This is a genomic window from Trichlorobacter lovleyi, assembly GCF_015239775.1.
Taxonomy (GTDB): domain Bacteria; phylum Desulfobacterota; class Desulfuromonadia; order Geobacterales; family Pseudopelobacteraceae; genus Trichlorobacter; species Trichlorobacter lovleyi_B.
Window position 1 is genome coordinate 1,926,228 of the sequence record NZ_CP058409.1, and the last position, 23,425, is coordinate 1,949,652.

22 protein-coding genes are annotated in these 23,425 nt (G+C 52.9%); 15 read left to right on the forward strand and 7 right to left on the reverse strand.

Features of this window, described 5'->3' with window-relative positions; translation table 11 throughout:
• Positions 1 to 36 precede the first annotated feature (36 nt).
• The 6 genes from FY034_RS08910 to FY034_RS08935 are packed head-to-tail and all read right to left on the reverse strand — an operon-like array spanning position 37 to position 6,349.
• Positions 37 to 852: an ABC transporter permease gene (locus FY034_RS08910; protein ID WP_265549715.1), complete on the reverse strand. Its 816-nt coding sequence runs from the start codon at positions 850 to 852 to the stop codon at positions 37 to 39.
• Complete coding sequence (locus FY034_RS08915) at positions 842 to 1,630, reverse strand: 3',5'-cyclic-nucleotide phosphodiesterase (RefSeq protein ID WP_265549717.1); 789 nt, start codon at positions 1,628 to 1,630, stop codon at positions 842 to 844. The genes FY034_RS08910 and FY034_RS08915 overlap by 11 nt, the downstream gene beginning before the upstream one ends.
• 33 nt (positions 1,631 to 1,663) lie before the next feature.
• Positions 1,664 to 2,368: a PilZ domain-containing protein gene (locus tag FY034_RS08920; RefSeq protein WP_265549719.1), complete on the reverse strand. Its 705-nt coding sequence runs from the start codon at positions 2,366 to 2,368 to the stop codon at positions 1,664 to 1,666.
• 18 nt (positions 2,369 to 2,386) lie between these two features.
• The gene (gene mutM, locus FY034_RS08925; RefSeq protein WP_265549721.1) at positions 2,387 to 3,202 is read right to left on the reverse strand and encodes a DNA-formamidopyrimidine glycosylase; all 816 of its coding nucleotides are present in this window, start codon (positions 3,200 to 3,202) and stop codon (positions 2,387 to 2,389) included.
• Positions 3,202 to 5,292, reverse strand: a complete 2,091-nt coding sequence (locus FY034_RS08930; RefSeq protein WP_265549723.1) for a CHASE2 domain-containing protein — start codon at positions 5,290 to 5,292, stop codon at positions 3,202 to 3,204. Before FY034_RS08930 ends, mutM begins: the two co-directional genes overlap by 1 nt.
• A 10-nt stretch (positions 5,293 to 5,302) precedes the next feature.
• Positions 5,303 to 6,349: a FecR domain-containing protein gene (locus FY034_RS08935; RefSeq protein ID WP_265549725.1), complete on the reverse strand. Its 1,047-nt coding sequence runs from the start codon at positions 6,347 to 6,349 to the stop codon at positions 5,303 to 5,305.
• Positions 6,350 to 6,557: 208 nt separating this feature from the next.
• Here FY034_RS08935 and FY034_RS08940 point away from each other — a divergent pair, with 208 nt between their 5' ends.
• From FY034_RS08940 to FY034_RS08965, 6 genes are all read left to right on the forward strand, one after another.
• Complete coding sequence (locus FY034_RS08940; protein WP_265549727.1) at positions 6,558 to 8,873, forward strand: GspE/PulE family protein; 2,316 nt, start codon at positions 6,558 to 6,560, stop codon at positions 8,871 to 8,873.
• A 22-nt stretch (positions 8,874 to 8,895) separates the two neighbouring features.
• On the forward strand, positions 8,896 to 9,000 hold the full coding sequence (locus tag FY034_RS08945; protein WP_265549729.1) for an RCKP-type rubredoxin-like domain-containing protein: 105 nt from the start codon (positions 8,896 to 8,898) through the stop codon (positions 8,998 to 9,000).
• Between the two features lie 61 nt (positions 9,001 to 9,061).
• Positions 9,062 to 10,099, forward strand: coding sequence for a hypothetical protein (locus FY034_RS08950; protein WP_265549731.1), 1,038 nt, complete (start codon positions 9,062 to 9,064; stop codon positions 10,097 to 10,099).
• 166 nt (positions 10,100 to 10,265) lie between these two features.
• Positions 10,266 to 10,697 (forward strand): bacteriohemerythrin, encoded by a 432-nt coding sequence (locus FY034_RS08955; protein WP_265555239.1) that lies wholly within the window; start codon positions 10,266 to 10,268, stop codon positions 10,695 to 10,697.
• Between the two features lie 28 nt (positions 10,698 to 10,725).
• Complete coding sequence (locus FY034_RS08960) at positions 10,726 to 11,829, forward strand: MBL fold metallo-hydrolase (protein WP_265549733.1); 1,104 nt, start codon at positions 10,726 to 10,728, stop codon at positions 11,827 to 11,829.
• A gap of 300 nt (positions 11,830 to 12,129) precedes the next feature.
• Entirely contained in the window at positions 12,130 to 12,810 is a 681-nt protein-coding gene (locus FY034_RS08965; RefSeq protein WP_265549735.1) for an IS1595 family transposase, read from the forward strand.
• 137 nt (positions 12,811 to 12,947) lie between these two features.
• On the opposite strand, the gene FY034_RS08970 is transcribed toward FY034_RS08965, so the two are convergent.
• On the reverse strand, positions 12,948 to 13,832 hold the full coding sequence (locus FY034_RS08970) for a selenium metabolism-associated LysR family transcriptional regulator (protein ID WP_265549737.1): 885 nt from the start codon (positions 13,830 to 13,832) through the stop codon (positions 12,948 to 12,950).
• A 126-nt stretch (positions 13,833 to 13,958) separates the two neighbouring features.
• Here FY034_RS08970 and FY034_RS08975 point away from each other — a divergent pair, with 126 nt between their 5' ends.
• The 9 genes from FY034_RS08975 to FY034_RS09015 are packed head-to-tail and all read left to right on the forward strand — an operon-like array spanning position 13,959 to position 23,349.
• Positions 13,959 to 14,375: a rhodanese-like domain-containing protein gene (locus FY034_RS08975; protein ID WP_265549739.1), complete on the forward strand. Its 417-nt coding sequence runs from the start codon at positions 13,959 to 13,961 to the stop codon at positions 14,373 to 14,375.
• 34 nt (positions 14,376 to 14,409) lie between these two features.
• Positions 14,410 to 15,453 carry a (Fe-S)-binding protein gene (locus tag FY034_RS08980; RefSeq protein ID WP_265549741.1) on the forward strand — a complete coding sequence of 348 codons (1,044 nt, stop codon included), beginning with the start codon at positions 14,410 to 14,412 and terminating at the stop codon, positions 15,451 to 15,453.
• Complete coding sequence (locus tag FY034_RS08985) at positions 15,450 to 16,085, forward strand: DUF3047 domain-containing protein (RefSeq protein ID WP_265549742.1); 636 nt, start codon at positions 15,450 to 15,452, stop codon at positions 16,083 to 16,085. Before FY034_RS08980 ends, FY034_RS08985 begins: the two co-directional genes overlap by 4 nt.
• Positions 16,086 to 16,138: 53 nt before the next feature.
• Positions 16,139 to 16,753: a peptide-methionine (S)-S-oxide reductase MsrA gene (gene msrA, locus FY034_RS08990; protein ID WP_265549744.1), complete on the forward strand. Its 615-nt coding sequence runs from the start codon at positions 16,139 to 16,141 to the stop codon at positions 16,751 to 16,753.
• A gap of 18 nt (positions 16,754 to 16,771) precedes the next feature.
• Positions 16,772 to 17,326 (forward strand): peptide-methionine (R)-S-oxide reductase MsrB, encoded by a 555-nt coding sequence (msrB, locus tag FY034_RS08995; protein ID WP_265549746.1) that lies wholly within the window; start codon positions 16,772 to 16,774, stop codon positions 17,324 to 17,326.
• Positions 17,326 to 18,849 carry a mercuric reductase gene (locus FY034_RS09000; protein WP_265549748.1) on the forward strand — a complete coding sequence of 508 codons (1,524 nt, stop codon included), beginning with the start codon at positions 17,326 to 17,328 and terminating at the stop codon, positions 18,847 to 18,849. Before msrB ends, FY034_RS09000 begins: the two co-directional genes overlap by 1 nt.
• The gene (locus FY034_RS09005) at positions 18,849 to 19,667 is read left to right on the forward strand and encodes a sterol desaturase family protein (RefSeq protein ID WP_265549750.1); all 819 of its coding nucleotides are present in this window, start codon (positions 18,849 to 18,851) and stop codon (positions 19,665 to 19,667) included. The genes FY034_RS09000 and FY034_RS09005 overlap by 1 nt, the downstream gene beginning before the upstream one ends.
• Positions 19,664 to 20,350 carry a TVP38/TMEM64 family protein gene (locus tag FY034_RS09010; RefSeq protein ID WP_265549752.1) on the forward strand — a complete coding sequence of 229 codons (687 nt, stop codon included), beginning with the start codon at positions 19,664 to 19,666 and terminating at the stop codon, positions 20,348 to 20,350. Before FY034_RS09005 ends, FY034_RS09010 begins: the two co-directional genes overlap by 4 nt.
• A complete protein-coding gene (locus FY034_RS09015) occupies positions 20,347 to 23,349 on the forward strand; it encodes a DUF5714 domain-containing protein (protein ID WP_265549755.1) in 3,003 nt (1,000 codons plus the stop codon). Before FY034_RS09010 ends, FY034_RS09015 begins: the two co-directional genes overlap by 4 nt.
• Positions 23,350 to 23,425 lie beyond the last annotated feature (76 nt).

The following is a 23,425-nucleotide window of genomic DNA, read 5'->3' on the forward strand; positions in this document are numbered from 1 at the left end:
ATAGATAGTACAGGATATGTCTGATTTCAAGGGGAATCAGGCAACCGCCAGCAGAGAGGCAAGATACGTTATCACCCCATCCAGGACAAAAATTGAAAAGAGGCTGGTAATGACAGCCCTGGTTGCAGCCTGGGGGATTTCCGTGGCACTGGTACCAACAGACATTCCGGCATTACAGCAGATAAGCGGGATAATCAGACCGAATGCCGCTGCCTTTGCCATCAAGACAATCACTTCTCGTATTCCAAGTGAGGCAACAATCCCCTGGATAAACTGATCGTACGATATATGGTGGCCAAACGAGACAATCAGAAAGCCACCTACAAATGAAGTCAGCACAAAATAAACGGTAAGGAGCATGACAGAGGTGGCAGCACCTATGACGCGGGGTAACAACAGGTAACGTTCCGGATCGATTCCCAGCCGTTCCAACGCGGCAATTTCACCATTAATTTTCATGGCCCCCAGTTCGGCTGCGATGGCAGTGCCACTGCGGGCAATGACAATCATTGCAGTTAAAAGAGGGCCTAACTCAAGAAACACAACCCAGACCAGCACTTTACCGATTAATGAACCGTTTCCACCGCCAACCAGACCAATCACCTGACTGACAATAACGGTTCCGAGGATAACAGCAACCAGCACAATGATTTTTGCAGCCTCAAAACCGGTAAAATAGAGCTGTTTCAGTAATACCATGCGAATAGCAGGGTTCCCCAGCGAGGGAGGACTGAGCAATGATACCAGAGACTGCAGAATGAGTCGTGTGATGGTGATAAAAAACTGCCCCCGGCGAAGCACAAAGGCCCCAATGCGATCAGGGAACTGCAGCACATTCGACTCAGATATCATAGATAGTCCCATCACGCAGCAGTTCAACCTGGCGGATCCCCATCTGTGCAATTTCATCCCGGATCAGCTCATAATACTGTGGCTTTGGATGGGTAATCAGAATCCGTTTGGGGAGTTCTGGGATCTTGGCCAACTCCTTTTCAAGCAATGAACAGCACAGATGCTGCGTCAAAAGCGCCAGCGACTCTTGACTGTTAGGGAACGACACCTCAACTATCAGGACATCGGCACCTGAGGCATAGCGCCAGATTTCTTCAGTCGGGCCGGTGTCACCGGTATAAACCAGACGGCGTCCGGCATGTTCAACGCAATAGCCAACTGCCGGGACCGTATGATGCACCGGTACTGCAGTCAATGAGTAGCCGTCAATACTGCGGCGTTCAGGAGTCAAATTACCAAGCACAACCGGTTCAGACGGTTGAATGACATTAAAACGCAACACCGGTTCTTCCGGCGTGGGCAGACAGGTAAAATCAGGCCAGATCAGGCCGTTAAACAGATGGGTACGCAGGGCTTCAATAACTGATAACGGTGCATAGACATCAACCAGGTGGCGCAGATTTTTGACGATTATATTGTCAGCCAGCGCCGGGATACCGCGAATATGATCCAGGTGGGCATGGGTAATAAAGATATTTCTGATTGACCATTGTTCATCTTCTGTCAAAACAGAACCGATAGTACCCGCATCAAGCAACAGTGAGTCATCGATCAGAAAGGCCGGCGGCCTGAAATCAGGAAATTCTGCCCCGGCACTTCCCAGAATACGCAGCTTCATTGCTTCTCCTCCCTGTTCATGGCTGATTCTGCACTACTGAAACTGCTCTTTTAATTGCCGGATGATTTCAACCTGACGGCCGTAAATATACTGTGAAATAACTTTGTCTGCATTCTTGTCCGGCTCGAACCGAAAGGTGTGCACAAACTCCCCTTCCTTTTCAGCCGATTTCACCAGCGTTGAAGGCAAGATCAATTCCGAACCATTGACCGAAAGCTGCAGGGTGCCATTTTCCGGGATACCTGCCGGTACAGACTGCTGGTTATGAATGGCAACCCCGGAAACTGAGATGTCGTCAGCACGACCGGACAGCGTTTGGGTGTCAGCTGTATAGGCGGCTGGCACAAAACCATCAATCTTTACGCGAACCGCACCACGTCTTTCTGCACGAATCGAGGCATAGGCAAAACGTCCCAGCACAGCAAAACTGTTCTTTACATTGACATATTCAACAAAACAGTGGACTCCCAAGCCTTGTGGAAAAGAAGAGCTTGTCAATAAAGCCTGCTTTTGCAACCCCAGGACGACTGATTGTGCCTGGTGTGCAGTAACCTCGATGCAGTCGCTATCAATTGAATCGATCTTTGCAGAATAGCTGATCGGGACTTCATGGTAGTAATTCAGCAATTTCAAATCGTTTTTGAGACGTCCTGTTTTCATCTCCCGCAGGGTGTGCAGGATCGACTCCAGGTCTTGTTTGCCATCTTTTATGCTTACGATCTGGAATGTTTCTCGCACAATCCCCCCATCCCCAAACTACCCGAGCGGCTGGCAAACAGGGCAAAAATGGGTTCCCCTCTGACCAAGCCGTTCTTTAACAATCAAAGTACCACAGACAATGCATGGTCTGCCTCCCCTGCCATACACCGCAACCGGAAATGAGCCTGCCTCAAAGACACCATCAATATTGGCACCTTTGGCAGCAACAGCCTGAACCAGCACACCATGCAGGGCATGATACAAACGCTCTGCCTCCGGTGATGACAGATCTGCAGACAAACGGGCAGGATGCAGCTGAGCACGGAATAATGTTTCATCGGCATAGATATTACCGACTCCTGCCACAAACGACTGATCCAACAGTAACGGTTTCAACTGCCTCCGCGTACCATGCAAACGGTCCAAAAATGTATTCTGCCGGATTAGCAGTGCATCCGGTCCCAGCTTGCCGGTGACTTCTGACGGTTCATCAATCAACCAGACTCGCCCAAAGGCACGGGGGTCGTCAAAACGAAGCGCCAAACCGTGGTCAAGCAGCAATGAGAACCGGGTATGACGTTCTGCAATCTCCTGCTCCGGCACCAGAAACAGGCGACCGGTCATGCGCAGATGCAGGGCCAGCCAAACCGGTTTCTGCTCAGAACAACCTTGAAATCCAAAGAACAGATACTTGCCATGCCGGCAAACAGCACAGCAGGTTAGTCCTGTGACTGTTTGTACAACAGTATCTGCATCCCCTTCAACTACCGAATCACGCAGAATCCGCACCTCACGGACCAGCCTTCCTATCAGCGAGGGATTACTGGTGGTCAGACATTGCAGAACACTTTCGACTTCCGGTAATTCAGGCATTATTTGCTTTTGGCCGTGTACACGCCATCCCAGTCTGCTGGAGGCGGCGTTTCAAGGTACTCTGCACAACGATTACTGTAGAGACGTGAAGGGCCATCAGAGTAGTCAGCAACTAACCGGTCAAAGATCTGCTGCGCTGCAACAAACTGCTTTGCACGGTATTTTTCAAGCCCTTCTTCAAACTGTGGCAACAGTGCAAGATTGGTAATCATCAGCTCATACATGACAATCGGCAAATGTTTGCCCTTGACCCGTACCCGGTCAACTTCACGGAATACAAAGCGCTCGCTTGACACCTGGTTACGGGTATCCTCACTGACCAGAATATGGGAGCCATAATACTTGTTCAGCCCTTCCAGACGGGAGGCAAGATTGACTGAATCCCCGATGGCGGTGTAGTCAAAACGGATATCTGCCCCCATGTTACCCACAACTGCCGGTCCCGTATTGATACCGACCCCAATATCCAGGGTATGCATGCCACGCTCTGCAAACCCCTCGTTCAGGCGTTTTAACTCTTCAAGCATTCGGACAGCAGCAGCGCAGGCATGCTCTGCATGACCGGGAACATCCAGTGGGGCATTAAAGATTGCCATAACTGCATCGCCGATAAACTTATCCAGCGTCCCCTTTTCTTCCAGCACAATCCTGGTCATCGGTGAAAGATATTCATTTAAAAGTGTTACGAGTTCAGGAGGCGTCAGACTTTCTGAAACTGTTGTAAAACCGCGGATATCTGAGAATAAAATTGAAATTTCACGTTGTTCACCCCCCAACACCAGTTTGTCAGGATTTTTTTCAATTTCGCGCACCAGATCAGGGGAAACATAATTGGAAAAAGCCTTCTTCAGCTGCCTCCCCTTTTTTTCAACCACCAGATTTCGCCAGGATTCGCTGCCCAGGTAGGTCAGGCCGATGCCAAGCATTGGATAGATGATGGTCATATCCCGCAAACCCAGGGTAAACCCAAAATAGTTTACCGCCAAAAACAGTACGGCCGTTCCAGCAAAGGCAGCCAAGCCGGCAAATGTGCCAGGCACAAAAGCCAGCACAACCCCCAGCAGGATCGGCAACAGCAGGATGCAGAGCATCTCCTGCATTTGCGTAATCCCATCGTACTTCAGGAAACGACGTTCAAGGGCATTTGCTGCAACAGTGGCATGCAGCTCAACACCTGGCTGGGTGGCATCAAACGGTGTTGGCCGGATATCGTAAATTCCGATCTCAGTGGCGCCTACAAAGGCAATGGCGCCTTTCAGCTCATCGGGCTTCAACCGTTTTTTGAGTACATCAGCTGCGGATACCGTTCTGAAGGAGTGAGCCGGTCCGTAATAGTTTAACGACATGGTGCCGTCTTCACGGGAGGGAATTCGCAGGGAGCCGATCTGCAGACCATCAATGCCGTAGGACTTCACCTCCAGCATGATATCACTGTTCAGATAGTGACGCAGCGCCTTCAGAGCCAGAGAAGGATAGATATCACCATTGTAGAGCAGCAGCAGGATTGAGCGCCGGTACAATCCATCACCATCAGGTCTGGCATTGAAAAAACCGAAATCACGTGCCCCGGCACCCAGCTGCGGCAGATTAACATCCAGGTTGGCATATTCAGTCAGCGGAATGGATTGCACCCCTTCAGCAACCCTCATCAGCTTGACCGTTGCCCGCTCCATCTGGGCAATGGCCGCCGGATCAACAGACTGTTCCTCGTCACGGAAAAAATAGCCCATGACCACATTGTCCGCCTTGGCAATAGAACTGGCCAGGGCAGCATCTGCGGCCGGGTTTTGGGGCTCTGAAAAGACAATATCCAGCGCAGTGACTTTGACCCCATAGCTTGCCAGGTTTTGGATCAAACGCCCGGTTACTTCTCGGGACCAGGGCCAGCGACCGATCTCCTTGATACTGGCATGATCGATCGCCACCACCACAACATTCTTGTCCGGCTTAATCGGCCCCCGGACACGAAAGCGGGCATCCTTCATCCGGTAATCAAGCTGTTGCAACGCCTGGGGGGCCTGTCGATAGGCCACAAACGTGAGGATAGCGGCAATCAAACCAAAGACAACGAAAGCAAGGCGTTTTTTCATACAGTTATGCCTACTTACCGATGCCGTTCAGCAGGGTTTCGGCATTGCTGCGTTGTTTCCCCTGGGGATACATCTTGAGATACTGTTCGAAGCGCAGCTTGGCCTGCTCGTTAAAGCCCATTTCAGCAAGGGTCTGAGCAGCATTAAACAGGGCGAATTCAGCCTGGGGCAGACTGGGGTATTCTTCCAGCACCAACAGATACTCTGCCAGGGCAAGTTCCGGATTGGACAGGAAGCGGGCATATACGGCGCCGCGCTCCATATGGGCATCGGCCCGTACAGATTCAACCTTGGTCAGGTCCAGTGCAATCTGAAACACGTTCAGGGCGTCCTGATACTTGCCGCTGTCTGCCAGGTAGTGGCCATGATTGATGTTCCAGCGCGCACAAATATCAACAATTTTTCCTGAGTCAGTCCATTCTTTGGGGGGCTCGGCAGCGGTTACGCCATCGAATATGCCTTTTGCCTCAGCCAGTGGTGTTCCCTGGTCAATCTTAACCGGCTCTGCCGGAGGCAAACCACGGGTATTCTGAACATAGGTGGACGAAGTAAGCGGCTGCTGCCCGGACTTCCCGTCACCGGAAACCGATACAGTGCCTTCATTGCCGAAAAACACGTTGGCCTGCCCTTGTGACAGCATGAGAAACTCGGTGCCCTTGATTCCGGCAACCGCCGTGCCGCTCTTCACTGTCATACCACTCTGTTTACCGCCGAACTTTACCACTGAAGCCCGCAACTTGCCTTCTGCCAGATTAAAGGTACCTTCCCGCTTGTTCTTGGTTAGCAGGAAGCCGGTCACCTCGAATTCGGTATTATTGGCCAGAGTGAAGGTGCTCTTATCATTCAGGGTCAATTCAACCCAGCCTTTGGGACCGGTCTTGATCCAGGTGCCGGTGGCAATAGCAGTGCCCTTGGTGAGTGGTGTATAAGGTACGCCGGCCTTAACCCGCATGTAGGCCTGGCCATTAAGTCCGGTGATTTTTCCTACCGGCGCAGCAAAAGCCAGTACCGGCATGAGAACGAGGCTAATCAGCAGGACAAACAACAGTTTTTTCATGAGACACCTCCAGAAAAGATATCAGGCGAAGTTGGATTGGATGGGAGTAATCAGGCTGTTTTCCGCCGATTGTACCAGTATTTCAGCATGAGTCAAACGTTGACGCAGAAAATAACCTGTATCATTTTCTTGAGTATCAGCCGGTATCTGGTATTCTTGCACCATTCAACGGTATCAGTAAGCCCCAATCTCGGTTTGGAGTACAATCATGGACCAATCTCCAACGTCAGATATGAACCTGCTCAAACAACAGCTTGAGTACCGCAAACGGTTGATGGACAAGATTAACGAGATCCATTCCGCTGATAATCTCAACACTATCCTGCTTCATATAAAAGACAGTATTGCAGCTCTGTTTACCGCCCAGCGCATCACGATCTATCTGGCTGATGCAAAACGCAATCTTCTGATATCAAAGGTTTTATCAGGCTCGGAGGTCAAACAGATCGTAGTACCGATCTCTGATACCAGTCTTGCAGGATACTGTGCCCTGTCCGGTACGGTACTGAATATCAAAGACGCCTACAATGATCATGAACTGAAGATGATCAGCTCCAACCTCAAGTTTGATCACTCCTGGGATCAAAAAACCGGCTTTGTTACCAAACAGGTCCTCTGTGTGCCGATGAAGTTCCAACGCACCCTGATCGGTGTGATTCAGATCATCAACAAGCAGAACGGCACCCCCTTTGACGATACGGATATCACCTACGCCCTGGAGCTGGGGACATCGCTTTCAATTGCCATTCACAACATCTACCGCTTGCAGGTAACCACCAAGATCATTCGCCAGCGCAGCCGCTACAACTACCTGCTGGACCGCAATATTCTGGATGACAAGGCGATTGAAAAGGCATCTGTACACCCGGATGTTGCCAAGTTCGGCCTTGATGCTGTTTTGATGCGCGAATACAAGGTCCCCAGAGAAGAGATGGCCAAGGCGCTGTCGCTCTTCTTTGGCACTGAGTTCATCAAGTATGAGCCGGCAGCCCCTCCCATGGAGGAAGAGCTGCTCAAGCGGATCAGGCCGGACCGTTTGATGAAGGAGTGGTGGGTGCCGTACAAGGTTGAAAACGGTGTACTCTATATCATCATGGATGACCCGACTGATCTGGGGCGTCAGGACATGATCAAATTCATCTATCCTGAATACAAACGGATCAGTTATGTCGGGGCCTTCAGGGATGATATTCAGAGTTATATCGGCCTATTCTACAACCGTGGGGCCTCTCTGGGATCAGGAGGCAGCATAGATGAATTGATCAACAAGCTGGACGCAACGGATGAGCCTGAAATCGAGCAGGAGTCATCAAAAGTCTCTGAACAGGACAGCGTCATTGTCCAACTGGTAAACAAGATCATCATTGATGCAGTCCAGGGCAAAGTGTCTGATATCCATATTGAGCCCTATCCCGGCAAAGAGGATGTCATTGTACGTACCCGGATCGATGGCCGTTGCAAGGTCTATCAGCGCATACCCTATAAATATAAATACGCCATCCCTTCCCGGATCAAGATCATGTGCGGCCTTGACATTTCAGAGCGCCGCAAGCCTCAGGACGGCAAGATCGACTTCAAAAAGTTTGGTCCGCTCGATATTGAGCTGCGGGTAGCCACAGTACCGACAGCCGGTCAGCTTGAAGACGTGGTCATGCGGGTGCTGGCTTCAGGTGAGGCCGCCCTGCCCTATGACAAGCTGGGGCTCACTGAGCGTAACAGCAAGGTCCTGCTGGAATGCATCAATCAGCCCTATGGGCTGGTACTGGTTGTCGGCCCCACCGGTTCCGGCAAGACCACCACCTTGCATTCTGCCATTTCCGTTATCAATACCCCTGAAACCAAGATCTGGACTGCTGAAGATCCGGTGGAGATCACGCAGCGGGGCCTGCGACAGGTGCAGGTGCACCCCAAGATCGGTTTTACCTTTGCCGCAGCCTTGCGTTCCTTCCTGCGGGCCGACCCTGATGTGATCATGGTGGGTGAGATGCGGGATCAGGAAACTGCCGAGATCGGCGTTGAATCATCCCTGACCGGCCACCTGGTCTTTTCCACCCTGCACACCAACTCGGCACCGGAGACGGTTACCCGTCTGCTGGATATGGAACTGGATCCATTCTCGTTCTCAGACGCCATTCTCTGTATTCTTGCCCAACGTCTCTGCCGTCGTCTCTGTGACTGCAAACAGGAGTATCAGCCGGACCGCAAAGAGCTGGAAGATATCATTATGGAGTACGGGGTGGAGGCGTTCAAAAAGACCGGCATAAACCCTGCCGACATCAAGCTTTGTAAGGCAACCGGATGCCCTAAATGTGGTGATTCCGGCTACAAAGGCCGTCTGGGAATCCATGAACTGTTACAGGGTACCGATGAAATGAAGACCCTGATCAAGCGTAAATCTGAGATTGAGGCAATCCGCCGTCAGGCGATCGATGATGGCATGACCACCCTGAAACAGGATGGAATTCTTAAATGCTTCCAGGGATTGACTGATCTGAAAGAGGTCAGAAAAGTCTGTATCAAATAACGACCAAGGAGGTGATAGAACAATGGCAACCTGGAAATGCGACTGCGGCTTCAGCAAGGAAGGACGCTGCAAACCGCAAAAATGTGAGAAGTGTGGAGAAAAGGGCAAGTTCACGAAGGTTGAGTAGGGTCTTCAGGCGGGGCGCTTCAGACTGAAAACGCCCCGCTATTCAGGTGGAGCAATACTGCATGGATAAACCAGACAAAGCCTTAACCGGCATCTCATATACCGACCAGCTCCTGCTGGAAAAATGCAAGACAATTGAACTGCTTAGCAGAGACCTCTACTACTGTTTTGCCGAGGCATATGCTGATTCCCCTGAGGCTGATTACCTCTGGCGGAAAACGGCTCGTGAAGAACAAAATCATGCCGACCAGTTTATCCTGGCCTTGAAATTACATAAAGGCATTCACCTCAGCACCGGTATCAGCCTTAAAAAAGCTGATCAGCTGATTGAACGGCTTACAACCGGTATAAAAAAAGTGACTGCTAAACCTCTGCCTTTGGTTGAGGCCCTGGCCTTTGCCATCAAACTTGAACATTTTTTGGTTGATCTCCACCTTTCCTGCATGGCTGAATTCACTGAGGAGTCTTTTGCAGGTCTATTCAAGGCGATGATGTCGAGCGATCAGGATCATGTCGCCTCAATTGAAGCCCTCTATGCAAAATTGACTACGGCTACCCGGACAGGGGCTTTGACTACTCCTGAAAAGAAAACAAAATCAGCCACAAATGACCGCAATGCTCAATCTACACTGGAACCCTACCAAAACAAAATACTGGAATTGTTTAAAGAACAGGAAATGTTAATGGCATCTATCTATCAGAAGCTTGCCCAACTTTTTCCTGAACATGCAGACAGTTATCTTGAACTTGTTTCTGAGGAAATGGAACACGCCGGTTGGATTGAACAGTTACAGACTGCCTGTCATGCAGGCATCGCCTGTTTTGGTGAAGGCAAAACACGGACTTATACTATTAGCGGTATGATTGCTTACATGCAGGATTTTTATACACGGCTTGAAACCAACCAACTTACCGAACTACAGGCCCTAACCGCGGTGGTTGATTTCGAGCAATCCTTGATTGAACGTAATATTTTTCAACGGTTTTGCGGAGATTCCCCTGACGTTGAAAAGACGTTAAGAATGCTTGAAAAAACACAAAAGATACATTCCGGTAACATTTTAGCCTTATTTCAACATGTTCGGTCCCCTGTTGCCTGACTGCACCTCCAATACCCTGCTAGCTACGGACCATTGACCTGACCGCACTTTGTGGCGGTTTTTCCTTTGTCGGCCTTGGTTTCAGCTTAACAGGCAGCAAAAAGTCAGTAAATCAGCACAAACAGCACATACTTTCTACACACGAGAAAACAACGGAGTGGCGCAAATGGGTGTCTATTGGCGCAAGGGACTGGAAATAGGCGTTATTGAAATAGACAAACAACACCAGAGCCTGGTGGAGGCTTTCAACTCGTTCCTGCTGGCCTGCCGTAATGGCAAAGGTAGTTCAGAATTATTAGAACTACTCAAGTTTCTTGATAGCTATGCGATCCAGCACTTTACTACTGAAGAAACCATCCAGAAGGCGTCATCATATCCCGAGTACGAATCACACCGGCTTCAGCACCTCGGTTTTATGAAAAAAATTCATGATCTCAAAGGGCAACTAACCTCAAATGACCCTCCTCAGATCAATCACCTGATAGCCGCCAATACGGTACTGCTGGATTGGTTCATAAAACATATCTCCGGCTCAGACAGTCACTTTGGCCGTTATCTGTTTGAAACCAACTATTTTGCTGAATCAGACGCACAATAATCCTATCTTAACAAGGAGTTAATCTCAGATGCATGATCTCATAAACATGGACCAGGTAAGCGAGCTGGCAAACGGGGTTTACTGGGTTGGAGCGGGAACCAAGACCTTCTTGAGTCGCAACAGCTTCCTAAGGATCTTCAAGGGAAATGGTACTACCGGCTCTCTGCTGATCGACCCGGGGCCGACCAATGATCTGGACAGTCTTTCCCAAAAGGTCTCTGCCGTGTTGCCCGGTGGCCTGTCAAAACTCAACCTGGTCTTTATCAACCATCAGGACCCTGATGTTGTCGGCGTGTTGCCCACATTAACCAAGCTGAACCAGAATCTGACGGTTATTGCCACAGAGGATACCTGGCGGCTGGTCAACCTGAACGGGATGTCTCAAACCAGTTTTCGGGCAGTTGACCGGGTTCAGGGACAGACCGTCGGGCTGCCCACCGGACATAAACTGCAATTTATCCCTACCCCGTTTTGTCATTTCCGCGGTGCCTGCATGATCTACGATCTGGAATCACGCATCCTGTTCACCGGCGATCTGTTCGGTGGCATTGCCGCAACAGGACTGCATGCCACTGAGGAAAACTGGGCTGGAATCAAGGCATTTCACCAGCTCTACATGCCCAGCAACGAAGCGATCCGGCTTGCGGTGAAAAAGATCCGTGCGCTTAGTCCGGCGCCACTGGCACTGATGCCTCAACACGGTGGTCTGATCAAGGGTGAGTTGATGGAGCTGTTCATGCAGCGGATGGAGGAACTGCAGGTCGGACTGGATATCATCATCTCCCTGACTGAAAAACTGCCGGCACTGATTGCCGGGTTGAACGAGATACTGGAGGGTGTAAAAGAGATTCTTGGTAACGATGAGGTGCATAGGATCATGGGTTTTTTCAAACCCGACGGCACCTACCCGGCCTTGTTTACCCTGGATCACGCTGATCAGGTCAAGGATATTAAAGGAGAACCGGTGGAAGCAGTGGAAGCACTCCTGCGCACCTTTCTCAGGTTTGCTTCAGAAGATCAAAAAGCCCTGTTGCAGCCCAAAATACTGCAGATCCTTCTACAGCACGGACTGCCGCCATTTGATTTTTTGCTGACCCGGGACGACCAGCCAATGGAACTAACTGTGCAATAGCTACTGTTGCCGGTGTATCTCTGCCCCGCAGTATTTACAGGCAGCCAGTTTCCAGGGGTACACTCCTCCGCAGGAAGGGCATTTCCTGAAGTAGCCCGGCACCTCCTGATCAGGCTTTTGAAACCAGAGAATAAACACAAAGAACGGAAACGGTGCTGACAAGAGCCCCCATAGCAGGGGGCTCTTGCCTCTGGAACGGGCCAGCCAGGCCCCCAGCAGCCCGGGTAATCCAAAAAAGGCTGCAATAAAAATAGGGTCATGACTAGAACAGCACATTAGAAAGTGTGCTAACATCTAGTCATGACAATGAAAAATAGGTACGCAAATCGTTCAAAAATTTCAGAGGCCAAATTCAGGGAATTATTACGGCTGTTTTCACTGAATTTGGAGGCGACTCAGATCGCTGAATTGAGCGGCCTGAATCGAAATACTGTTAACCGTTTTCTCAAAGCCATTCGTATTCGTCTGGCCGAGTTTTGTGAGCAGCAATCTCCATTTTCTGGCGAGATTGAAGTCGATGAATCGTTCTTTGGAGCCCGACGCATAAAAGGTAAGCGTGGGCGTGGTGCATATGGCAAAACAATTGTTTTCGGTGTCTTCAAGCGTAATGGTAAAGTCTACACCGAGATTGTTCCTGATTGCTCTAAAGCAACGCTACAAGCCATCATCCGTGGAAAAGTAGAGCCGGAGAGCATCATATATTCCGACGGCTGGCGTGGCTATAATGGACTTGTAGATGTCGGCTATGGCAAGCACCTAAGAGTTGATCATGGCCGTAATGAGTTCGCTAGGGGCAAGACCCACATCAACGGTATAGAAGGCTTCTGGGGCTTTGCCAAATCGAGGCTAACCAGGTTCAGAGGTATGAACTCTGCAACCTTTTACTTGCACCTCAAGGAGTGCGAGTTTAGATTCAATTTCAGAGATCAGGATTTGTACAAAATGATGCTTAAAATCATCAGACAAAATCCGCTGTTCTAGTCATGACCCTAAAAATATATTCTGTAAGTCCCATATCGTCCTCTTCCCCTGCCGTGCAATACGTCACCGATCGTGTATCAGACAACACAGAGACATGTAGCCAATCCGTGCTGGTATTTTCTCACCCACACGGGAGATTACTGACTTTGCTTTACCATTGCCATAAACTCAAGTGCAGCCGGTGACAAACTCTTGCCCCTGCGCCAGGCCAGATAAAAACTACGATGAACCGTAAGTCCGCTGACCTTCAACTCGACAAGCGTGCCATCTGCCAGCTCATGCCCAACGGCAAGGGTTGATACAAAGGCTGCCCCTGCCCCGCTTAATACGGCGCGCCGGACTGCCTCACTGCTGCCAAGTTGAGCAACCACCCGCAGCTGGCGCGGATCCAGCCCGCTTTTTTGAAGCGCAGCATCTACGGCCGTACGGGTACCCGAGCCGGCTTCTCGAATCACCAGTGGCAGCTGTAGGAGCTGATCACGTTCTATCATGGTTGCCGGACACAGATCAGGCCTGGCAACCAGTATGATCCGCTCGGTCATAACCTCCTGCATACTGATACTGTCATCATCAAGCTGTCCACCCACCACTGCCAGCTCAACCAGTTCATCTTGCAACAAGCGCAGCACCTCTCGGGTGTCCCCCTGCTGGAGTTCAAGGCGGACACCGGGCCAGGCCGTGCTGAAACGTCCCAGCATATCAGGGATGAGAAAGGCAGCCGGAATGGTACTGGCCCCTACCCGCAAGGTTGCCTGCTCAAGCCCCTGGAAGCGTCTGACCGCCTCAACAGCCTCATTGCAGTGCCTGCAGATCCCGGCGGCATGGTCGTAAAAAAGCCGCCCGACCTCAGTCAACGCAACCTGGCTTGCCGAGCGATCAAAGAGGCGTGCATTCAGTTCCTCTTCCAGTGCCCGGATATGCTGGCTGGCGGTGGATTGGGCCAGACTGACCGCCTCACCTCCCTTAGAGAAACTCCGGGTATCGGCAACGGCCAGAAATACTTCCAACTGTTTCAATGTCATAGCGTCACCTATCTAAATAATAAATTAACACTAACGCTTTTCTATCAGATTATCTATTTGCCAGGCAAGCATACAAATTGGTATCAAATATATTCACTTTTCTGCATACAAAGGAGAAACAACACCATGCTGAAGAAACTTGTCCTGTCATTTACCCTCACCCTTGCATCCGCAACAATGGCCCTGGCTGCCAATTATATTGAACCACAGGAGCTGAAAGAGCTTCTTGACAAGAAAACACCGGTCATCCTGGTGGACATTCAGCCTGCAGCTGATTTTGAAAAACAGCACATTCCCGGCTCGATAGAGACTAATGCCTTTCCTGCCAAGACGGATGAAGAAAAAGCACGTCTGGACAAGGTTCTTGCGCGTATCAAGAGCTCTAAAGATCTAGTGGTGGTGGTCTGTCCCCGTGGCAAGTCAGGCGCCAAAAACAGCTACAACTACCTTGAATCAAAAGGTGTATCAGAAGACCGGATGCAGATTCTGGAGGGTGGCATTGCCGAATGGCCCTTCAAAGAACTGTTTGTAACAGGCCGTTAACCTGAGAGAGCTACAGCAAACAACCAGGGCGGCCATGACAGATATGGCTGCCAGCTGCACCTCCTGCGGCGAATGTGTTCGCCCTTGCAGCTTTCTGCAACAGCAGGGTACTCCGCTGTCAATAGCCCAGCAGGGGGCAACTGACCGCAACCTGCTTGCTGCCTATGGCTGTTCATTGTGCGGCCTGTGCGATGCTGTCTGTCCTGAGAGTCTTTCACCTTCCGGCATGCTGCGTGCCATGCGTAGTGAGGCGGCAGATCGGGGACTGGTAGACCTGAAAGCATATGCCCCCTGGCTCAACTATGAAAAAATGGGGGCCTCTCCGTTTTTCAGACGGGATTTGATTCCGCCTGGCTGCACCATCGTCTTTTTCCCGGGCTGTTCTTTACCCGGCACTAGACCGGATGCAGTGCTAGAGCTGTTCAAGCGTCTGCGCCTGATGGAACCAGCCATCGGCCTAGTTCTGGATTGTTGTGGTAAGATATCCCATGACCTGGGATTAACAGACCGCTTCACCGCGCTCTTTGGACGGTTGTCACAACGGTTACGGCACAAAGGTATCACTCGTATTCTCACCGCCTGCCCCGGCTGCAGCAAGATTATGCGTAACTATGGAGAAGGGCTTGATGTTACCAGCGCCTATGAGGTACTTGCAGCAGGCACCCTGCCCACGCCTCCTGCTTCTCCTCTTAATGTAGTAACCATTCATGATCCCTGCCCAGCCCGGTTTGATCCGGCACAGCAAACCGCTGTCCGTCAACTGGTGCAATCCTGCGGGTACCAGATTGAAGAGCTGCCCTCCCACGGAACAACCACCCGCTGTTGTGGCCAGGGCGGCATGGTGGAAGGCTGCGTTCCGGGCACCATCAAACAGGAAACCAGGCTTATTGCTGCTGAGGCAGCCGGCCGGCCGGTCATTTCCTCTTGTGCATCCTGCAGTGATAGCCTTACAACTGCAACTGCAGCAGGCCATGTTGTTGATCTGTTGATCAACAAGACTGACTTTCCTGCCAAACCGGTCTCATCGGCCAGACGCTGGTTGAACCGTCTGAAACTGAGATTTGCGAGAATACTATGATCAAGTGGCCTGCACTAATTCTGATGTTTTTTGCCATCCCCGCCTTTGCAGACGAGATTGCCCTATCCCGTTTCGGTTCTGAAGGGATCAAGGGCTGGGAAAGCAAGAGCTTCAAAGGCACCACCGAGTACACAATAGTACAGGAAAATGGCAGGAGCGTCCTCAAGGCACATGCCAAGGCCGCTGCATCAGGCCTGTCAAAAAAGATTACATTCAAACCTGCCAACTACCGCTACCTCAAATGGAGCTGGAAAATTTCCAACACCATTGCTCAGGGCAATGAAAAGAGCAAACAGGGTGATGACTATGCTGCCCGGGTCTATGTGGTCTTTCCGGGCCGTTTCTTCTGGCAGATGCGGGCATTAAACTACATCTGGGCCAACAAACTGCCCAAGGGAGAGTTTGTCCCCAACGCCTTTACCTCAAATGCCATGCTGATTGCTGTTGAATCCGGGCCGTCAAAAGCAGGTCAGTGGGTTACTGAAGAACGCGACCTCCTGGCTGATTTTCGCCGTGTATTTGGCGAAGACCCGCCCGAGGCAGGCGCCGTTGCCATCATGACTGATACCGACAACACCGGTGCAGAGGCCACTGCCTGGTACGGAGATATCACCCTCTCGACAAACCACTGATGTTCTGTGCTATAATGTCTACCTGTTTAATCAACATATACAGGAGGCCTGTCGTGTGGAAAGCGATCTACCGTAGCATCCTTGCCTGTCTGGTCCTTATCAGCTGCCTGCACAGTACTGGTGCAACTGCAGCGACAACTGAGAGGGCGATCTTTGCCGGTGGCTGCTTCTGGTGCATGGAACAGCCCTTTGATACATTACCGGGCGTTCTGTCAGTCATGCCCGGCTACACCGGCGGCACCAAACTGAATCCGACCTATCAGGAGGTCTCTGCCGGCGGCACAGGCCATGCTGAAGCGGTTGAGATCACCTTTGACCCCAGCAAGATCAGTTACCAAAAACTGCTGCAGGTATTCTGGCACAATATCGATCCAACCGTAACTGACCGCCAGTTCTGCGACACCGGTCACCAGTACCGGGCAGCCATCTTCTACCTTTCTGAACAGCAGCACAAACTGGCTCAGGACTCCAAAGATCAGGTCAACAGGACAAAACGTTTCAAAGAAGCGATTCTAACCGGAATTGAGCCTGCCAGTACATTCTATCCAGCAGAAGAATACCATCGTCATTATTACAAAAAGAACCCGTTCAGATACCGCTTCTATCGTGCAAACTGTGGCCGGGACAAGCGTTTGAAAGAGCTGTGGGGAACTGCAGCCGGTCATTAACCGAAAAGGGGTGCTGTCATGAAAAGCATGCTACTGTTGGTAGGAACGATCCTGTTGGCCCTGTTGCTGGCCTGCAGCAACAGCACGACCTCCACCGCCACCACAGCCGCGAAAACAGCTTCAGAAGCGGTAAAAACCATCAAACTCTATTCCGTTGCCAGTAAGGGGTACATCATGAGCGACAAGGTTATCAAGACTGAAGAGGAATGGAAAAAACTGTTGACCCCTCAACAATACAACGTCACCCGCGAAAAAGGCACCGAAGCGCCGTTTAGCGGAGCGACCTGGAATACCCATGACAAGGGGATCTATCGTTGCATCGGCTGCGGCAACGATCTGTTCAGTTCTGAGCACAAGTTTGATTCTGGCACCGGCTGGCCCAGTTTCTGGCAACCGGTTGCCCCTGAAAATGTAACCGAGCGACCTGACAACAGTCTGTTCATGCGACGCACCGAAGTGGTCTGCAGCCGCTGCGATGCCCATCTGGGCCATGTCTTCAATGATGGCCCAAAGCCGACCGGGCTGCGTTATTGCATGAACTCGGCAGCCATGCAGTTTGTCAAGAGCCCCTGATGACTGCCGTTCCCCGGATACTGCCTGATACACCGTACAACAGGCAGCTGGCTGAAAATGTCCATCCCGGCCATTGGACTAACCCGGAACCGCTTGGGCGGTATAATCTGGTGGTGATCGGTGCCGGAACAGCCGGTCTGATCTGCGCTGCCGGGGCAGCAGGCCTGGGAGCAAAGGTAGCCCTGGTGGAACGCAACCTGATGGGAGGCGACTGCCTCAACACCGGCTGTGTGCCCTCCAAGGCCCTGATCCGTGCAGCCAGGGCAATACATGATGCTCGTACCGCTTCCGAGTTTGGCATGCAGGGCAGCAACCTTGCCGGCTTTGATTTCACGGTTGCCATGGAGCGGATGCAGCGCCTGCGGGCCGGGATCAGCTGCCACGATTCTGCCGAACGGTTCCGGGATGAACTGGGAGTTGATCTGTTTATTGGCGAAGCATGCTTCAGCGGGCCGGACAGTGTAAATGTGGCTGGCAAGACGCTGCAGTTTAAAAAGGCTGCCATCTGTACCGGAGCCCGGGCAGCGGCGCCAGCAGTACCCGGGCTGGCTGAAGCCGGGTATCTGACCAATGAGACGGTCTTTTCACTGACTGAACAGCCGCTTCACCTGGCTGTGATTGGGGCCGGTCCGATCGGTTGCGAGTTGGCCCAGACCTTTTGCCGCTTTGGCAGCAAGGTAACCCTGATTGAACTGGCTCCCGCCATCCTGGGCCGGGAAGACCGTGATGCTGCCGCAATCCTGCAGGAGACCTTGATTCGAGAAGGGATTGATCTTCAGCTTGGCGTTAAAATAGCAGCCGTTACATCCAGAGGTAGCCGGAAGGTTCTGCATCTTGAGCAGGAAGGACATCCCCTGGAGGTCACGGTTGATCAGATTCTGGTTGGTGTGGGCCGTGCCCCCAACACGGAGGGACTGGCACTGCAGACAGCCGGAGTCGAGTTTGACAGAAGCGGCGTCAAGGTCAATGACCGGCTGCAGACCACCAATGCGAACATCTATGCAGCCGGCGATATCTGTTCGGCCTACAAGTTCACCCATATGGCCGATGCCCAGGCCCGGATCCTGCTGGCCAATGCCCTCTTCAAAGGCCGACAGAAGGTGTCGGACCTGATCATACCCTGGTGTACCTACACCGATCCGGAGATCGCCCATGTGGGCATGTACGAACAGGATGCAACAGCCCAAGGTATCAGTGTAACCACCATAACGATCCCGCTTTCCGAGGTTGATCGCGCTGTACTGGATGGAGCAACAGAGGGATTTGCCAGGGTTCACCTGCGCAAAGGTACTGACAGGATACTGGGGGCGACCATTGTGGCCCGCCATGCCGGCGAGATGATCAATGAATTGACACTGGCCATCACCAACAACCTTGGTTTGGGTGCCATTGCCCGAACCATCCACCCCTACCCCACCCAGGCAGAGGTGGTCAAGAAGCTGGCTGACACCTATAACCGTACCCGCCTGACACCGTTTGTGACCCGCCTTTTGTCAGGTTGGCTGAAATGGCAGAGGGGTTGATGGTCCAGTTACCCGCTTTGACGGAAACCATCAGGCTGAGTGTGTTTGTTGGCCTGTTTGCGCTGCTTGCCGTGGCAGAACGGTTCTGGCCAAGGCGTCCGCTTACGGTCTCCAGAAAAAGACGCTGGCTGGCAAATCTCAGCATCATTGTGACCGATTCCCTGGTGATACGCCTGTTTTTCCCGATTCTACCGGTGGCACTGGCAGCCACAGCACAGGCGAACAACCTGGGCCTGTTCAACCGGCTGACGCTGCCGGGCTGGTTTCAGATGGCAGCAGGCCTGTTGGTTCTGGACCTGGTGATCTACCTGCAGCACCGTCTGTTCCACCGTGTGCCGCTGTTCTGGCGTCTGCACCGGATGCACCACACCGACCTTGATCTGGATGTGTCAACCGGCAATCGTTTTCATCCGTTTGAGATTGCTCTGTCTCTGTGCATCAAAATGGCTGTCGTGCTGCTGTTTGGTGTGAACCCGCAGACCGTACTGCTATTTGAAATCCTGCTGAATGCCGCCTCGATGTTCAACCATGCCAATCTGTCCATTCCCCTGCCGGTTGAGCGTTGGTTGCGCCTGATTGTGATCACGCCGGACATGCACCGGGTTCATCACTCGGTTATCCCCACGGAAACAGACAGCAACTTCGGCTTCAGCCAGCCCTGGTGGGATCGCCTGCTGGGCACCTACCGAGCGCAGCCCCGTGACGGGCACCTCAAGATGATGATCGGACTGCGCGAATACCGCGACCAGGACAAGCTGGGAATCTGGCGCCTGTTACGCATCCCCTTTGAATCCATTTCTGTCCGGAGAAGCGTGTGAAGAGTAAAAAAATCATCTTGTGCCTGATCGGCCTGGCTATTGTAGCCCTGTTCTTTTATCTTGATCTGGGCCGCTATCTGACCCTTGAGAGTCTCAAGGCCAACCGTCAACTGCTGCAGACATTCCATGCAGACCATACCGTGCTGATGGTGACAGCCTTCATGGCGCTCTATATCATCCAGACCGGCCTGGCCCTGCCCGGTGCCACCATCCTGTCGCTTTCTGCAGGCGCCATCTTCGGGCCGGTCATGGGTACGATCTACGCTGTCAGTGCCGCCTCTATCGGCGCCACCCTCGCCTTTCTGTTCACCCGCTACCTGCTGCGGGACGCCGTGCTCAGAAGGTTCGGCAGCAAGCTTGAAGGAATGAACAAGGAACTTGAAGAACGCGGCATCAACTACCTGTTATTCCTTAGGCTTGTCCCGCTCTTTCCGTTCTTTCTAATTAATCTGGCTGCAGGACTGACCCGCCTGCCTTTGCGCACCTTTATGCTGGGCACCTTCTTTGGCATCATTCCGGGTGGCTTTGTCTATGTTAACGCCGGGGCAAGCCTGGCCTCCATCAATAACCTGTCTGATATCGCTTCAGCACGGGTGCTGGGTTCATTTGCCCTGTTAGGCCTGTTTGCACTGATCCCGGCTCTGTATGCACAATTCAAGAACAGGAACACGACTACCCCATGACCTTTGATCCACCCCGTTGGACACGTTTCCAGCTTGATACCACTGCTGTCTGGCTATGCCCTGATCGTCCCGCCTGGTTTGTCCCCACCGCACATGGTGACCGGTTGCTGCAGCAGATGCCGGCCGCCGACACGGCCAGTCATGATCTTGCAACCACAACCTTCCTGCAACGGCTGCCCGATCCGCCTGCAAACAGCTACCAGGGCCGCCAGACGCTGCTGGGTACTGTACCGCAGCTACGGGAACTCTGGCTGCATATCACGGATCGCTGCAACCTGTCCTGCAGCCACTGCCTGTTCAGTTCCGGCCCGGACCAGGGGCGCCAACTCTCTCTGCAACAGCTGATACAGCATGTCGATGATGCAGCAGACCAGGGATGCCGCCTGTTTGCCCTGACCGGCGGAGAACCGCTGGTGCATCCTGATTTTGCAGAGCTGATCAACCATATCCTGGCCATACCGGACAGCCGGATTGCCGTTCTGACCAATGGTCTGTCTGTGTCTGACAAACTGGCGGCTGACTGGTCCAGGCAGCGGATTCACCTGCAGATCAGCCTTGACGGCAGGCCGGAGCACCATGATCAACTACGGGGAAGTGGCAGTTTTATCCGCCTGGAACAGCAGCTTTGCTGGCTGCGTGAGCAGGGCTGGCGCTATACCCTGAGTTGTTGCGTCACCAAGGAAAATGCCCGCGACTTGACCTGGCTGGTTGACTATGCTGCGGACCAAGGGGCTACCGCACTGCACCTGATGTGGCACTTTATCCGTGGCCGGGGCAGCGCTGACCAGCATCTGCAGCCGACGGAACTGCTGCAGCCGGTGCTGAATGCCCTGCAACAGGCAGAACAACGGGGCATCACCATCGACAACATCGAAAACCTGAAAGCCCAGATCTTCTCAGCACCGGGCACGATCCACGATGGCTCCAGTGCAGGCTGGGAGGCAGCGGCCATCGGCCCGGACAATCAACTCTACCCCTCAGCAGCCACCATCGACCTTACTGAGCTGGCGACCCCACTGGATCAGGGACTTTTGCAGGCCTGGCAGCAAAGCCCCGTACTGGCCCGGATCAGGCAGACCAGTGTAGCCGGCCTTGCCGATCCCTGGCGCTTTCTGCTGGGTGGCGGTGACCTTGATCATTGCTACCATCATGATGGCAGCTTTGTCGGTACAGATCCCTACCAGCCCCTGTTTGAACAGCTATCTCTGCAGCTGATCAAACAGGCGGCAGACCGGCTGCCTGAAGCTGCGCACCCCGGACTGCGTCTCAAGATGGGAGAACTGCTGGTCAGCTGCGGCAGTCACGGCCCGGTGGCGCTCTGCCACACCAATTGTTTACTGGCGCTGGAACCTCCTGCCGACAGTCGCAGCCGGGTGGGCAACTACTACGCCGAGGCTGTTGGAGACAAGCGGCTGGAGATCCTGAATCCAGTTCATTACGATGAAAACATGATGCACCACATCCCGGCTGCTTACCGCTTCAGGGGGTATGGCTGCGGCAGTCCGGTGCTGGATGCCGACCTCAAACCTGGTGAGCAGATGGTTGATCTGGGCTGCGGCAGCGGTGTGGAATGTTTTATTGCTGCCCGGCTGGTGGGGAAAGACGGCATGGTGACCGGCATTGACATGCTGGAGCCGATGTTGGATCTGGCCCAAAAGGGCGCAGTTGAAGTACAAGAGCACCTTGGCTATAACAACCTGCAGTTTTTAAAGGGTTTTCTCGAATCACTTCCTGTTGCTGACAGCTCGCAGGACCTGGTGGTTTCCAACTGCGTGCTGAACCTGTCTGCTGACAAGCGCAGCACCTTCAGCGAGATCATGCGCATCCTGAAGCCGGGCGGCAGGCTGGTGGCGGCTGATGTGGTCTGCGAGACCGAACCCGATGCAGCGATCCTGAATGATGAAACCCTGCGGGGTGAATGCATCAGCGGTGCCCTGACCCAGAAAGACCTGCTGGGTATCCTGGACGAAACCGGTTTCACCGGTTTCAGTGTGATCAAGCGCCTGCCCTACCGGGTGGTAAATAACCATCCGTTCTTCTCACTGACCTTTTGCGTGCGGAAGCCGGAAAACAGTTCTGAAAGCGTACTGATCCTCTACCCCGGCCCTGCAGCAGGCCTGTTGACCGCCTCCGGTGTCTGGTTGCGGCCAGGGCAGGTCAGTCGAATCCCCAGACAGGATGCTGATCTGCTGGGTTCCCAGGTCTGGCATCTGGACAGCCACGGCTTTGTTACCAATGTGCTGATTGAGCCCGGCGCCAACTGCTGCCTTCCACCCGAAGGCAGGAACAGTGCGCCGACAGCCCAACAAAACTTCGATAGCGGCTGTCTGGTCTGCGGTGCCCCCTTGGTCTACCATCCGGTCGAACAACAGACCGCCTGCCATTTCTGTGGCAAGACACGGTCAGCCAACGCCAGCTGCGAGCAGGGGCACTTTGTCTGCGACAGCTGCCATACCGGCGATACCTTAAGCCTGATTGAACACCTCTGCGCAGCCGGCAACACCTCCGACCCGATCCGGCTTATGAGGGATATCTGCCAGCACCCGGCAATACCGCTGCATGGCCCCCAATATCATGCCCTGGTGCCTGGTGTCTTATTGGCCGGCCTGCGGAATGCCGGGCACCCGGTTACCCCAGAGCAGCTGCATGCCGCTATCCAGCGTGGCGCCGGGGTCAGTGGCGGCAGTTGTGGTTTCATGGGGATCTGCGGTGCTGCAACCGGCATTGGTATCGCCTTCAGTGTGCTGTTGGAGGCAACGCCGCTCAAGGCGGCCAGCCGCCAGACCGTGCAACAGATTGTGCAGCAGGTTCTGGCCGAGATAGCGGAATATGAGGCCGCCCGGTGCTGTCAACGCGACTGCTGGACTGCCCTGCGTACCGGGATGCGGCTTGCTGCAGAGCTATGGGCACTGAACATGCCGGAGGTGACGCCGTTTGCCTGTACCCAGATGGCCCGTAACCATGAATGCCTGGGATTGGACTGCCCCCTCTGGCCATAGAGGCGCAAAAGCGGACAACAGCCATGGCTGCTTGACACAGGTCCGGACAGAGGTACTCTTACCTGTATGCATAGAC

Bases quoted from the DNA above. Each gene is read 5' to 3' on its own strand.
- FY034_RS08910 (WP_265549715.1), bottom strand. From the start codon at position 852: ATGATATCTGAGTCGAATGTGCTGCAGTTCCCTGATCGCATTGGGGCC.
- FY034_RS08915 (WP_265549717.1), bottom strand. From the start codon at position 1,630: ATGAAGCTGCGTATTCTGGGAAGTGCCGGGGCAGAATTTCCTGATTTC.
- mutM (WP_265549721.1), bottom strand. From the start codon at position 3,202: ATGCCTGAATTACCGGAAGTCGAAAGTGTTCTGCAATGTCTGACCACC.
- FY034_RS08930 (WP_265549723.1), bottom strand. From the start codon at position 5,292: ATGAAAAAACGCCTTGCTTTCGTTGTCTTTGGTTTGATTGCCGCTATC.
- FY034_RS08935 (WP_265549725.1), bottom strand. From the start codon at position 6,349: ATGAAAAAACTGTTGTTTGTCCTGCTGATTAGCCTCGTTCTCATGCCG.
- FY034_RS08940 (WP_265549727.1), top strand. From the start codon at position 6,558: ATGGACCAATCTCCAACGTCAGATATGAACCTGCTCAAACAACAGCTT.
- FY034_RS08945 (WP_265549729.1), top strand. From the start codon at position 8,896: ATGGCAACCTGGAAATGCGACTGCGGCTTCAGCAAGGAAGGACGCTGC.
- FY034_RS08950 (WP_265549731.1), top strand. From the start codon at position 9,062: ATGGATAAACCAGACAAAGCCTTAACCGGCATCTCATATACCGACCAG.
- FY034_RS08955 (WP_265555239.1), top strand. From the start codon at position 10,266: ATGGGTGTCTATTGGCGCAAGGGACTGGAAATAGGCGTTATTGAAATA.
- FY034_RS08960 (WP_265549733.1), top strand. From the start codon at position 10,726: ATGCATGATCTCATAAACATGGACCAGGTAAGCGAGCTGGCAAACGGG.
- FY034_RS08965 (WP_265549735.1), top strand. From the start codon at position 12,130: ATGACAATGAAAAATAGGTACGCAAATCGTTCAAAAATTTCAGAGGCC.
- FY034_RS08970 (WP_265549737.1), bottom strand. From the start codon at position 13,832: ATGACATTGAAACAGTTGGAAGTATTTCTGGCCGTTGCCGATACCCGG.
- FY034_RS08975 (WP_265549739.1), top strand. From the start codon at position 13,959: ATGCTGAAGAAACTTGTCCTGTCATTTACCCTCACCCTTGCATCCGCA.
- FY034_RS08980 (WP_265549741.1), top strand. From the start codon at position 14,410: ATGACAGATATGGCTGCCAGCTGCACCTCCTGCGGCGAATGTGTTCGC.
- FY034_RS08985 (WP_265549742.1), top strand. From the start codon at position 15,450: ATGATCAAGTGGCCTGCACTAATTCTGATGTTTTTTGCCATCCCCGCC.
- msrB (WP_265549746.1), top strand. From the start codon at position 16,772: ATGAAAAGCATGCTACTGTTGGTAGGAACGATCCTGTTGGCCCTGTTG.
- FY034_RS09000 (WP_265549748.1), top strand. From the start codon at position 17,326: ATGACTGCCGTTCCCCGGATACTGCCTGATACACCGTACAACAGGCAG.
- FY034_RS09005 (WP_265549750.1), top strand. From the start codon at position 18,849: ATGGTCCAGTTACCCGCTTTGACGGAAACCATCAGGCTGAGTGTGTTT.
- FY034_RS09015 (WP_265549755.1), top strand. From the start codon at position 20,347: ATGACCTTTGATCCACCCCGTTGGACACGTTTCCAGCTTGATACCACT.